This window comes from Flagellimonas sp. HMM57, assembly GCF_021390175.1.
Classification (GTDB): domain Bacteria; phylum Bacteroidota; class Bacteroidia; order Flavobacteriales; family Flavobacteriaceae; genus Flagellimonas.
In genome coordinates this window covers 2,918,371-2,931,163 of the sequence record NZ_CP090004.1, presented here as the reverse complement: position 1 = coordinate 2,931,163, position 12,793 = coordinate 2,918,371, and the positions used below count along the sequence as shown (strand labels likewise).

Here is a 12,793-nt window from a genome sequence, read left to right as displayed (position 1 = left end):
TTTTTCATAGATGCTATAAGTAATAGCGGTTTAAGTGATAAAACGAAAGTGTGAACCAAAAACAAAGGTCAGTCCAAAACTGAAAAATTAGCGAGTAGAAATCCGCTACTACTCATACACATGACCGTTATCTGCAAGCTGAAAAGACCACTCGAATACGAATTGAATAATGAAAAATATAATTGGAATTTGTGGAAGTGCTAGTCGAAATTCTGCAAATCTTTCAATTCTCAAGTGGATATCGGAATGGGATAAATCTGATTTCAATATGGAAATTATAGATGATTTAAGCGAATTACCACATTTTAAAACGGAACTGACTGACAAAAATGTACCTGAACAAATTGTGCACTTTCGGGATAAAATTGAAAATGCAGACGGAATTATAATTTGTACACCTGAATATGTTTTCAGTATTCCGAGTGGTTTAAAAAATATGATTGAATGGTGCGTATCGACAACTGTTTTCTCTGACAAACCAATTGGACTTATAACTGCTTCGGCAAGTGGAGAAAAGGGACACGAGGAACTGAAATTGATTATGGAAACTATCCAAGCGAAATTTACGGACGAAACAACTCTTTTAATACAAGGAGTAAAAGGAAAAGTCGAGAAAGACGGAAAAATATCGGATAAGAACACAGAAACTGAATTAACAAGATTTGTTCAGAATTTAAACAAGTGGACGGAAAAGCCAGCAGATAACAAAACCTAAACGTAATGCAGACTTTAGGGCTAAATCTAAAGGTCTGTGTATATTTACTAAGTCGCAATCCCGATAGCTATCGGGAATGGATTTAGCTTTGGACAAAAAAAGAAAAAGCAAAACAATAAGCTTTAGCTTCGTGCTAAGACGGAAACGAAAAGTTTCCTTACTTCCGAACTACGCTTAGCCAAACCGTTACCTGCAAGCTGAATAAAAAAACCCAAAACGACAATTTATGAATGCTGAAAAATTTGCTCAAGAATGGATAAAATCTTGGAATTCACACAATCTTCAAGATATATTAAGTCATTATTCCGAAGATATAGAAATAACGACACCAATGATAAAATTGGCTGGAGGAATTGATAGTGGAACTTTGAAAGGAAAAGATGCAGTAGGTGATTATTGGAAAAAAGCATTAACCAAAATTCCTGACTTAAAATTTGAATTAATTGACGTTACAGAAAGCGTAAACTCAATAGCTCTTTACTATAAATCCGTAATGGATAAAAAAGCGATTGAAGTAATGTATTTTAATGAAAATGGGAAAGTAAACAAAATGATTGCCCACTACACAAATTAAAAACGGATACAATATGATCTATGTAACACAGTTAATTTACATCATAGATGGACAAGAAGATGTTTTTGACCAATTTGAAGATATTGCGATTCCTACTATTTTAAAATATAATGGTCGTCTAACTTTAAGAATTCGACCAGAAGAAAATTCTATAATTGAAAGGAACATTGAAAAGCCGTATGAAATTCATTTGGCAGAATTTGGGACTCAACAAGATTTTGATAATTTCAAAAATGATGAAGAGCGAAAAAAATTCTTGCTCTTAAAAAAACAGTCTATCAAATCAGCAATTTTAATTCAAGGAGTGAAATTGTAACTAAAAAAAGCCAGCAGGTAACAATGCTATAAAAAATAGGCGAATTAGTAGTAGAATCAAGGCTTTTGGCTCATATTAAACCTTGAGCTTAACTGAAAGTTTGGTGCACTAAGCCGCCTAATTTTCATATACTAACCGTTGTGCAACATTATAACCAACCAAGAGATTATGGCACTAAAAAAACATATACTTCATCTTCTTTATTTCATTTTTATGTTTTCCTATGGACAAGAGACGGAATCAGACGAATATTTTTCAAAAATTGAAATGAATAAAAGATTCGTAGAGCTACTATATTGTGGAAATAAGAGTCACTTCACTGTTAGAATTGATGGCAAGAAAATCGAAGAAGTAGAAATAGAGGGAGACACTGATATTGAGAATAATAAGCATTTTATAGCTGTAGATAATACGATAATACAATCAATGATTATTCCAATCCCCAACTATCTAAAGAAATTTAATTCAACAGATGAAGAAAAAGTTCTAGACGGGTATTTAACCTATGAATTGAAATTTATAAAAAATGAATTGAACGCGAACATTTCGGATGCCCTAATGATGCCCGGGAATTTTCAATCAAGAAAATATATTTTATGGAAATATAAGCTTACCGACAATATTAATATTAACGACGGAGAAACTGTAAAAGGACAAATTCATATTTCTACAGTTTGTTTTGACCAAATATTGACACTAAGCATTCCTATTATGGATTTGTCAATGGAAAATAAATACAAAAGGAAACTTGTAAAAATCGCACGTCAGATAACAATGAATGAAAAGCGGTGCGAAAAATAACGTTGCACAACAAAACCTATAAACAATACGGGCTTAGCGCTTAATCGCAGGGTTTGTGTATTTTTATGAAGTCCGCAAAATCTTTGGGATTTTGCTTTTAAGTTGGACAAAGAAAAAACAAAACAAAAAGATTTCGCTATGTGCGTGGCGGAAAGCAAACGCTAGTTTACTCCCGTACTGTTCATAGCTCAACCGTTAGCAACAAGCTGAATCACTCAGATGGAAATAAAAACTGAATTTACTATTGAACCTTGTGAAAAGGAAAATATAAAGAAAATCGTCGACGGAATTAACAAATACAATTTGAGTAAAGTTCCTGCACTTGCTGACATCTGGACTCGCTTAGAGTTTGTGGCCAAAGATGAAAACGGAATCGAAATTGGCGGAATATTAGCTGGACTTGGATATTGGAATGGTCTTGAAATTAAAATTCTGTGGGTGAAAGAAGAATACAGAAAAAAAGGTGTTGGAACTAGAATTTTAAAACACGTCGAAAAAATAGCTATTGAAAAAGGAGCGGAAATTTCTATGGTTGACACATTTGACTTTCAAGCGGAGGGATTTTACTTGAAAAATAAATATAAACCAATTGGAGAAATGAAAGGTTTTCCAAAAGGACATAGACGGATATATTTCTCGAAACAGTTAACTGAATAAATAAAAGCCAGTTGCTAACAATGTATAACCGCAATTACGGCGGATTCGACTACGTCCGAATCCACTCGGAATTGCTAAAGTCAGTGCCAAACCAAAAATTAGCGAATATTAATCCGTAACTGACGGTTATACGAGACCGTTGGCAATAATTTAAATAACACTAATTGAAAGGATATAAACAATTGAATTACTTCACAGCGTTATGGGTTTTCATAATTCTCTTGCTCAATTCTTGTGTAGAAGAACAATACGATAAAACAAAGGCACTTGAACAAGCTCATACCTCGCTAAATATTGGATATGAAACTTATTTAGCCTCCGAAGATATTAATTCACTATTGTATAAAGTCCGCGACCTCAATTTTGAAATGGAGGACATCGAAGGGATTTATAGCTTATCGCAACAGTTGGTTAAGAGAACGGAAGAAAATATCGATTTACTATCAGCTGAAAAAAAAGACCATAATGTGACATCATTATTTGAATCGACTATTACTTATCTAGAATCGGTTAGATTATTGGAAGAAAACATTCCTGCTTTCGTTGAAAGTATTGTTGACTCAACGCTAGTTGATAAACCGGAATTGAATCAAAGGATTGCAGAGTTAGCGATGGATGTTCAGAAAAAAGGACAGGATTGGCAAAATTCTAAAACTGAATTTTACACCGCTCAAAATATTGGTCAAAAAGCAATTGACTCGATTGAAAAATTGATAACAAAAAAGTAAAAACTACAGCTAACATTGCCTATAGCAAATAGGGCATAAAGTGTTATATTTAAAGGCTTGGGCTTGTTTACTTAGTCCGCCAAATCTTTTGGATTTGGCAATTAAAAAAGAAAAGATAATTACAAAACAAAAAGCTCTGGCTCGCAGACCAGACGGAAACGAAAAGTTTCCTTGCCTGCCCTACTTGCCATAGCCGAACCGTTATCGGCAATTAAACTCAATGTGAAACCAAGCGAACTTTTAAAAGAGAAAATAGATGAAGAATCTAAAACCCTCAAAGACAATTTTGGAGGTCCAAGTTATTGGGCCATACAAAATATAGTTCGCAGAATTGACTTCATATTTCCTTTGTTCCATAGAAGAGATGGATGGACCGAACAACAAGTTGATGAGTTTCGAGAGTTCTTTAATTATGGTTGGGCTCCAATTCTTAAACAGTACTATGATGACATAAACTTAGATGTTCACCAACCATTTCCTTTAATGAATGATGAACTAATTTCTTGGACAGATTCTAATATTTCATTTAGTGGAAGAATAGAGTTTTGCAAACAACTTCTGTCGTACGAAAAGGCGGGTTTAATTAAAATTACCTCTCCAAAAGAAAATGAATTCACATTTTCATACTTACATGACGTCACGGGAATTGAACAGTATGACCAAATGAGTCTGGATTTCTTTAAGGAACAAATAGTCGAAAGAATAATTGAACGAAAGAAAAAAGAAAAACCTTTTGACGAAGAAAAAATAAAGAACGAATTAAGGAAAATCATCAAGAATCCTGACGGAAAGATGATCCGTTATGATACAACTCCTGAAATTGATGAGTACTACAACCAAAGAGGACACTATCATGTTTTACGCCTTCAAGGATATGATGACTTTGATACGATTGACAAATTTGGCGGAATAGAATATTGGAAGTATGTAGATATGATCGAGTTAATAACGGGTGTTGCGATTATGCATATGGAAGCTTGTTTAGAACTTGTCAAAATGAACCCAAAAGTTGATTTGTTAAACATATTATCATACACCTATTTTAAGGACAAAACGATAAAGTTGTATTCAAACTACCTTGGAGTGGATGAAGAGGAAATTGAGCAAATTTTCTCTTGTATGACATTGTCAAAAGAAAATTTCGATTACTATTTAGAGTATCCTGCTACTCCACCTCCGATGTATTTTCAAGTATCTGACAATCTAACTATAAGATCCATAGCAGGATGTTTGAGTAATCCATTTTCATTGCTAAACCGAGAACTTAAAAGAAAATACAGGAGTGATTACGATAAAGCTGTCAACAAAAGAGAAGACAGATTCAGAAAGGAATTATTCATGTTCTTTCCTGATGATCGCATTATCAAAATACCAAGAGGAGTGAATATCTCTTGTAACGGTATAAAAACAGATATAGATGCTGTTGCCTTTGACAGTAAGACAGGTACTTTAGGAATATTTCAATTGAAATGGCAAGACCCATTTGCAAAAGATATGACTGAGAGATACAGTAGAATGAGCAATCTATTTCCGAAAGCAAATGAGTGGGTTGATAAAATGAAAAAATGGGCTACAAATAATACCAGTAAAACAATTATTAACTCCCTTCAAATCAATAAGTATTTAAAAGAAAAACAAGAAGTTAAAGAAATATGCTGTTTCGTAATTTCTAGAAATCAAATGAACTTCACAGGAATGGAAATTACCGATGAAACAGTTGCTTGGAGTTCTTGGCATCAATTAATTGAATCACAAGCAAGATTTAAAACCGATATTGATGATCCAATTAGGGAAATGTTTGTAAAGATTAAGTCCTTTAGCCCAGAAAGAAGAATTAACATGGAGGAACTACCTCAACCCGAAGACATTGAAGTCCAGATTGGAAAAATTAAAGTGTATTATAAAAACCAGAAAGAGGAAAATTAGAGATTACTCTTTAGATGGGACAAACAACTCTCTCACTTCTACATCCAAAATCTTAGCAATTTCATAAAACGTTTCAATTGGTGGTTGCATATCGTTTGTACACCATCGAGAAACTGTGGATTTATCTTTGCCTAACTGATCTGCTAACCACTTGGCAGATTGCTCTTTTTCAGCAAGAACTATTTTAATTCTATTGTACCGTTGTTTTGACATTTAGCCAATTAGATTTCGTCTCACGCAAATATAATTGAACCAAAATCAACTCAATTTCAAAATAGTTTTTTATATTCGCCTATATGTTTTCGTTATACGAAACTTTAATTTCCTGAATCGAAAATAATCGAGTGATTTATAAAAAATGAAAAAAATTAAAATCCAGCCTAAACACCGTAGGAGAACCTATGATGAAATATGGATTCCTGAAATCAAGATGGAGGGGAAATGGTTGGAAAAGTTGGGTTTTAAGCAAGGGGAGCATGTGAAGGTGGAATGGAAGCGAAAGAAACTAATAATTACTCTGATTGAAGATGAAGAAAAAGTCGATAACAAAAGCTATACGTAATGCGGGGTATAGTAGTACAGGAAAGGCAGGTGTTTCATAGCCCGCCAAAGCTCTGCTTTGCCTTTCTTTCAGTAAATTTAAAGCCAAAGACACAGCTTTGGCTACCGTTTGTGCAACTCGAAAGGTTATTGCCTTGAAATCCCGCACTACGCATAGCCAAACCGTTGTAAATATTTTGACTGAAATGAATAAACTTACGTTTACGATATTATTCTATTTTTTTAGTATCATTATTTCTTGTTGTTCTGGTGACGGTACTATAATAAGGTCGAATCAGCAAACGCATTACTTTTTCCTTTGATGAAAATGAAATTCTTTGACAATTGAAAAAGTCTATCCCAGTGATGACCCAAACGAAGTGATTTACACGAACACGTTTGATGCTCTTAATATCTTTACAAAATTAAGAAGCTAATGCTGAGATTTCTCAATCGATTTTTCAAACAGTACTCCTCCTTTGTACATACTTTTTAAGACGGGATAGATTTCTTTGCTAAGTTCTGTCAGACTATATTCAACCCGTGGAGGAACTTCGGGAAAAACTGTTCGATGTATTAGGCCATCAGATTCTAGCTCTTTGAGTTGTTTGGTGAGCATCCTTTCACTGATATCGGTCAACAGTTTAACCAATTCGCTATATCTCTTTTTTCCCTGAAAAAGGTGGAGAATGATGGTTCCTTTTCGTTTCCCTTTGACTGCATTTATAAAAGTATCTATCGGACAATAACTTTTTTTCATTTTTTTCTCTTCTCCAAAGTATTGAAAATAGTAAAAACAGAAATAAATGTTCGTATGAATACAAATTGTACGCTCTTGATAAGCAAATCATTTATCCTGATTTTTGAGTAAAAATAAGCAAAATAAAGTACAGCATATGAATACAAACAACGTTACATTCAAGGCTTTTCGGGTTGAAGAGCAAGATGGCAATTATACAAGCTCCATTAAAAAAATGGAGCTTGGCAGGTTAAGTGAAAATGAAGTCTTGGTGAAGGTTCATTACAGCTCATTGAACTATAAAGATGCATTATCCGCTTCTGGCAATAAGGGTGTAACCAGAAATTACCCTCACACACCAGGTATTGATGCAGTAGGAAAAATCAAAGAATCGAACAGTGATTTATTTAAAACTGGAGAAGAGGTTATTGTAACCAGTTATGACCTAGGAATGAATACCGATGGTGGATTTGCGGAATACATTAAAGTTCCCGCTAGTTGGGTCGTGAAATTGCCCAACAATATGACCATGAAAGAGGCAATGATATTTGGAACTGCGGGATTAACAGCGGGAATGTCCGTTTTAAGACTTACGGAACATATTAAGCCCACGGATGGAAAAATAGCAGTTTCTGGTGCAACAGGTGGAGTTGGTGCGCTAAGTGTTTCCATATTAAATAAACTAGGTTACTCGGTAGTTGCAATAACAGGTAAAGAAAAAGAACGGGACTATTTATTTACGCTTGGGGCAAAAGAAGTGCTATTGCGCAATGAGATCGAAAGTTTTGATAAAAAACCATTGCTAAAACCATTATATGCAGGGGCAATTGATACTGTGGGAGGTGTGATTCTTGAAAACATCATTAAAACAACCTATTCGATGGGTACCGTAACATGTTGTGGCAATGTTGCATCTCCCAAAATTGATTTAACGGTTTTTCCATTTATCTTGAGAGGTGTGTCATTAATTGGAATAGATTCGCAAAACTACCCAATGAAATACAGGGAAATAGTTTGGAATAAATTAGCCCAAGAATGGAAACCAACACAATTGGACTATACTTGTAATGAAATTGGGCTAGAAGAGGTTCAACATCATATTGAGTTAATGCTACGAGGAAAATTAAAAGGAAGAACTATTTTAACTTTGGTTAAATAAATACACAACTCTTCAGAATTAGCCAAGCCTTGGAGGTTCCTTTGACTGAAATTTGCAATCTGGGCAAATAAAAAAACGTTTGCCAACACGGTGCATAATTCATTGGTAGCGATTTCTCAAAAGGAAATCCTTGTAATCAATTATCTTTACGTTGGGGTGGATATTTTCCTTTAAAAATATCCGCAACTAATCATACACGATACCGTTAGGCACAAGCAAAAACAGCACAAACTGAAATGACACCGAAAGAACTGATAGAGAAATGGGTTAAACTATTCAATGAAGGAAACGCTGAAAAAATAACCGAATTATATCATCCAGACGCAATAAATCATCAGGTAGCAAATGAACCTGTTGAAGGGAAAAGCTCAATTGGAAAAATGTTTGCGGATGAATTTAATACCGCAGATATGACTTGTATTCCTGAAAATATATTTGAGGATGGTGAATGGGCTATTTTGGAATGGAAAGACCCTTTGGGGTTAAGAGGTTGTGGATTTTTTAAAGTCACTAATGGAAAAATTAAATTTCAGCGCGGATATTGGGATAAATTATCATTTTTAAAAATGCATAATCTACCCATACCGACTGAATAAAAATACGAACGCAAAACCAAAGGCTATAAGTAATCGCTTGTTCTCACCCACTTCTGAAAATCACCTCGCATATTCAATTTAGTGTCTACTTGCAAAATTAATTGCTAAACCACACAACTACTCATAGCCGCGACCGTTGTAGCCAATTATGGCTCAGAATGTCGGTGAACTTATAAAATTCTAAACGCGAGCAACCATTAGTATACTATTTACGTCTTATAGAAAGACAACAAGACCAATGCTAAAAATAGTATTCATAATTACCCCTTTGATTTCCATAAGTTTAAACTATGGTCAATCGCCCAAAGAACAGTTAAGGCTTATAAATTCTGTAACAGGCTTAGGATATAATCGTCCTCGGTTAAAGAACCAAAGAAGATGATCAATGAAAAAATTACTAGCTATTCTACATGCTACAATTTTATTTTCTTGTCAGGACAATAAAGAACAACTGAATCTTACGGAAGGTGTATACATATCGAATGTTACCATAATCTCAACAGAAGATGGCACTTACAGCCCTTATATAGGCCATTTAGTGGTTGAAAAAGATGGAATCGTTTATGTGGGCAAAAACAAGCCAAGTATAAGCGGAACATTTGAACAGATCGATGGAACTGGAAAATTCGTAATTCCAGGGTTGATCGATAGTCATGTTCATATTCCAGGAGTACAAGGAATGCTTCCTCATCACATAGAAAAATATCCTGAACTAGCCAATGCTTTTTATGACCAAATGCCTAGAAGCTATTTGTATTATGGTTTTACCTCAATCATTGATCTTGGGGGCATATCCGAAGATCTCATCACTTCTTTTAACATGCACGAAGTAAAACCCGATCTATTACATGTTGGATATTCAGGAGCTACGGTCGCAAATGGCTACCCAATGAATTTTACACCTAAAGAATATCGATTTGATGCTGTGCCAAATTTCATATACATGGAAAGTGAGGCAGAAAATATACCAGATAAATATGATCCTACCGATCATACTCCCAAAGCAGTTGTCAAGCGCATTAAAAATTCTGGCGCCATTGCTGTAAAATCATATTATGAATCAGGTTTTGGGCGCATTATGGGGTTACCTGTTCCAACTAAGGGCATTATGGAAAATTTGCTTACAGAAGCACATTCAAATGGGCTTGTCCTGACTGTTCACGCCAATTCATTGGAAGCACATTCGTTTTTGGTGAACATAGGAGTGGACATTATAGCTCATGGAATATGGAACTGGGGAAAGTACAAAGATGTACCAAGGGACTCCCTTCCATCAGAAATAAAAAACATATTGGATATACAAATTCAAAAACAAATAGGCTATACCCCCACCTTAACGGTTATTGAAGGTGAGGAAGCATTGGCCGATAATGAATTTCTTGATCAGCCAGGCATAAAAAAGATAGTCCCCAAAAATTTAATCGAATGGTATAAAACAGAGGAAGCACAATGGTTCGCCAAAGAAATTTTTGATGAACTCAGTGTAGAAGAGATCCATACCATCTATGACAAGGTACAGGCTCATGCAATGCTGGTCTTAAAATACCTTTCTGACAATAATGGTCTAATTCTATTTGGCTCAGATACGCCATCTGGCCCAATTTATAGCAACCAACCTGGTCATAATGGAAATTGGGAGCTTAAATTAATGAAGGAAGCTGGAGTTCCTTTAGATAAAATATTGGCCTCTGCTACATTTAATAATGCCAAATCTTTTCATTTAGATTCTTTATCTGGTTCATTGGCTGTTGGGAAAAAAGCTAACATACTTATGACGACTAAAAACCCTTTACTGGATATTGAAGCATATGATGCTATAGAGAAAGTTGTTATTGGAGGTAAAGTTATCGAAAGAGAAGATTTAGAGGTCAAAGAATAACTGGCTATAACATTGTTATTAACAATTGCTTGTTATCGTCTATTTCTAAAAATCCTCTCTAATTCTCAGTCTGGTGCGTACTTGCCAAATTTCGTGCTAATGCGGGCTGCCACCACCGGTCATAAGCTACAACTCTGAAAATCAATAAAAATCTTAGTAAAATCGAAATTTATTAATTTAGTCAAGACCATATAGATTGTGACTATAATCACAGAAATCAAAGTTAAAATTGAATAGTATTACAGCGAACCAAAGCGGAAAGGAATTGTACTCAGCGAATGAAACCATACTTCGAAAAACATTGGACAAATTTAATGTCCTAAACGATACGGAGTTTTCAGATTTTTTGAATGTCTGCGAGTACAAGGAGTTTGCTAAAAAACAATACCTCTTAAAATCTGGCAATTACAATAACGGGATTTACTTTCTAATTTCAGGGGCGGTTGGACTTTTCGAGCCAATTGAAGGGAAGGAGATGTATCAAAATTTCTTTTTGGAAAGGGAATTTGCCCATGAACTAAAAAGCCTGACAACCCAAACGCCTTCTACAAAAAATCTTATTGCATTAAGTGACACTACCTTATTCCATTTAAGCAGAAAGAAACTTCTCGAACTCTATGAAAAATCTATTTCATTTGAGCGATTAGGTCGCAAACTTTTGGAACATTTATTGAACGGTCAAAATGAAATATCATATGTTCTTCAATCTTTAAAGCCCGAAGAACGGTACGCATATTTAGAGAACAAAAGACCAAATCTCTTACATACCATACCCCTGACCTATTTGGCATCCTATTTAGGTCTGGCAAGAGAAACACTAAGCCGAATAAGGGCAAAAAGATAACTTTTTCAACCGATTGTGATTTTGGTCACAGAGTTTCCTCATATCTAAAGATAACTTTGGTTCATAATTTAAACTCAAAAGAATATGAAAAGATTATCAATGGTACTTCTTACAATGATTTGCTTTAGCTCAACAAGTTGTAAATCCCAAATACAAAACAATTCAATAAAAATGGAAAAAGAGATAAAAAGCGTGATAGAAACTTTTGTCAAAGCTGGCGAAGAGCGAAATGTGGCGATGTACAACGATATTTTGCACGAAAATTTTCGAGTGATTGCCAACAAATATCCAACGTCCGATAAAATATCGATAATTCCGGCGGAAGGCTACAAAGCCCTAATTACCAAAGAAGTCATTGGTGGAACTAAATACGAGGTAGTTTTTAAGAGTATTGATATTGCAGAACATTCCGCCACGGTCATAGCGGAACTGAAAGCGGAAAAAGGTGGGCAGTCAGTTACATTTCTCTTGGTGCAAAACACGGAAAACGAATGGCAAATCATTACCGATATGGCTACGCAGAAGAAATGATTATTGCAATGTTCAACAGTGGAAAAGGACAGTAGATAACAATGGCTATAAGCAATACGGGGATTTAGTGCTTGCCGAAAAGTAGCTGCATAGATCGAAGACCGCAAAGCTTTATTTTTTGTTTTAAAATTTAACGATAAAAACTCAATATAAGGCTTTGCTATGCGGCAGACGAAAAGTCCGTGCTTAAAATTCCCCGTACTACTCTTAGCACACTTCCACCCAACAAAGATATTCCATATCTTGTTGCTGGAAAGTGGACCATAGCCTTCCGCATCATGAGCATCAATAAAAATGGGAATTGAATTAGAAATATTCTATTTGTATAAAATCATATCTGATGAGAATAAAGAGACAAATGTTCTTATTAGATGCACTCGTAATGAATTCCCTAATTATAACCAGACTAAGGAAGACCAAGCCAATAAAGATGTTGAATCCAAGAAGGAGGTTTTGTTAGAGAGCTTCATAATTCAAAATTTAGGGACTAATAAAGAAAATACAAAAGTGGAATTTTTGGGTGAAATGCAAGTAAACACATTTGGAGACGAACTATATGAAATTGAAAATAAAGAATTGGTCATATATGTTGCCGATACAGAGTATGGATTTCCTTGGATTGCAATTGGGCAAGCAGACTCAAAAATGGATTTCATCAAAAAAATGAAAGATGATGAAATCTATGATTTCGAAATAGGGATATTAAGCCTTAATCCCAAAGTTGAAACAATTAGAAAGCTGAAAGTAGAATTAATAACAGATGCTAACACTGTGTAGAAATACACTAA

16 protein-coding genes are annotated in these 12,793 nt (G+C 34.7%); 14 read left to right on the top strand and 2 right to left on the bottom strand.

Annotated elements, in window-relative coordinates:
• Positions 1 to 169: 169 nt before the first annotated feature.
• From LV716_RS13010 to LV716_RS12980, 7 genes are all read left to right on the top strand, one after another.
• Positions 170 to 715 (top strand): NADPH-dependent FMN reductase, encoded by a 546-nt coding sequence (locus LV716_RS13010; RefSeq protein ID WP_163418225.1) that lies wholly within the window; start codon positions 170 to 172, stop codon positions 713 to 715.
• A gap of 226 nt (positions 716 to 941) precedes the next feature.
• Positions 942 to 1,289, top strand: a complete 348-nt coding sequence (locus LV716_RS13005; protein ID WP_163418224.1) for a nuclear transport factor 2 family protein — start codon at positions 942 to 944, stop codon at positions 1,287 to 1,289.
• 13 nt (positions 1,290 to 1,302) lie between these two features.
• Positions 1,303 to 1,605, top strand: a complete 303-nt coding sequence (locus LV716_RS13000) for a DUF1330 domain-containing protein (RefSeq protein ID WP_163418223.1) — start codon at positions 1,303 to 1,305, stop codon at positions 1,603 to 1,605.
• Between the two features lie 168 nt (positions 1,606 to 1,773).
• Entirely contained in the window at positions 1,774 to 2,406 is a 633-nt protein-coding gene (locus LV716_RS12995) for a hypothetical protein (RefSeq protein ID WP_163418222.1), read from the top strand.
• A gap of 219 nt (positions 2,407 to 2,625) precedes the next feature.
• On the top strand, positions 2,626 to 3,063 hold the full coding sequence (locus tag LV716_RS12990; protein WP_163418221.1) for a GNAT family N-acetyltransferase: 438 nt from the start codon (positions 2,626 to 2,628) through the stop codon (positions 3,061 to 3,063).
• Positions 3,064 to 3,227: 164 nt separating this feature from the next.
• Positions 3,228 to 3,791, top strand: a complete 564-nt coding sequence (locus LV716_RS12985) for a hypothetical protein (RefSeq protein WP_163418220.1) — start codon at positions 3,228 to 3,230, stop codon at positions 3,789 to 3,791.
• 171 nt (positions 3,792 to 3,962) lie between these two features.
• Positions 3,963 to 5,717 (top strand): hypothetical protein, encoded by a 1,755-nt coding sequence (locus tag LV716_RS12980; RefSeq protein WP_233759135.1) that lies wholly within the window; start codon positions 3,963 to 3,965, stop codon positions 5,715 to 5,717.
• Positions 5,718 to 5,720: 3 nt separating this feature from the next.
• On the opposite strand, the gene LV716_RS12975 is transcribed toward LV716_RS12980, so the two are convergent.
• The gene (locus LV716_RS12975) at positions 5,721 to 5,930 is read right to left on the bottom strand and encodes a helix-turn-helix transcriptional regulator (RefSeq protein WP_163418219.1); all 210 of its coding nucleotides are present in this window, start codon (positions 5,928 to 5,930) and stop codon (positions 5,721 to 5,723) included.
• A 145-nt stretch (positions 5,931 to 6,075) separates the two neighbouring features.
• Here LV716_RS12975 and LV716_RS12970 point away from each other — a divergent pair, with 145 nt between their 5' ends.
• Positions 6,076 to 6,279 carry a SymE family type I addiction module toxin gene (locus LV716_RS12970; RefSeq protein WP_163418218.1) on the top strand — a complete coding sequence of 68 codons (204 nt, stop codon included), beginning with the start codon at positions 6,076 to 6,078 and terminating at the stop codon, positions 6,277 to 6,279.
• 411 nt (positions 6,280 to 6,690) lie between these two features.
• Here LV716_RS12970 and LV716_RS12965 read toward each other — a convergent pair whose 3' ends face one another.
• Positions 6,691 to 7,017, bottom strand: a complete 327-nt coding sequence (locus LV716_RS12965; RefSeq protein ID WP_163418217.1) for a helix-turn-helix domain-containing protein — start codon at positions 7,015 to 7,017, stop codon at positions 6,691 to 6,693.
• A 136-nt stretch (positions 7,018 to 7,153) separates the two neighbouring features.
• On the opposite strand from LV716_RS12965, the gene LV716_RS12960 reads away from it, so the two are divergent.
• From LV716_RS12960 to LV716_RS12935, 6 genes are all read left to right on the top strand, one after another.
• Positions 7,154 to 8,155, top strand: coding sequence for a YhdH/YhfP family quinone oxidoreductase (locus LV716_RS12960; RefSeq protein ID WP_163418216.1), 1,002 nt, complete (start codon positions 7,154 to 7,156; stop codon positions 8,153 to 8,155).
• Positions 8,156 to 8,391: 236 nt separating this feature from the next.
• Positions 8,392 to 8,751: a nuclear transport factor 2 family protein gene (locus LV716_RS12955; RefSeq protein WP_163418215.1), complete on the top strand. Its 360-nt coding sequence runs from the start codon at positions 8,392 to 8,394 to the stop codon at positions 8,749 to 8,751.
• A 385-nt stretch (positions 8,752 to 9,136) separates the two neighbouring features.
• Positions 9,137 to 10,630, top strand: coding sequence for an amidohydrolase family protein (locus LV716_RS12950; RefSeq protein ID WP_163418214.1), 1,494 nt, complete (start codon positions 9,137 to 9,139; stop codon positions 10,628 to 10,630).
• A 229-nt stretch (positions 10,631 to 10,859) separates the two neighbouring features.
• Complete coding sequence (locus tag LV716_RS12945) at positions 10,860 to 11,474, top strand: Crp/Fnr family transcriptional regulator (protein WP_163418213.1); 615 nt, start codon at positions 10,860 to 10,862, stop codon at positions 11,472 to 11,474.
• A gap of 84 nt (positions 11,475 to 11,558) precedes the next feature.
• On the top strand, positions 11,559 to 12,005 hold the full coding sequence (locus tag LV716_RS12940) for a nuclear transport factor 2 family protein (protein ID WP_233759134.1): 447 nt from the start codon (positions 11,559 to 11,561) through the stop codon (positions 12,003 to 12,005).
• A gap of 294 nt (positions 12,006 to 12,299) precedes the next feature.
• A complete protein-coding gene (locus tag LV716_RS12935) occupies positions 12,300 to 12,782 on the top strand; it encodes a hypothetical protein (RefSeq protein WP_163418211.1) in 483 nt (160 codons plus the stop codon).
• Positions 12,783 to 12,793: the final 11 nt, after the last annotated feature.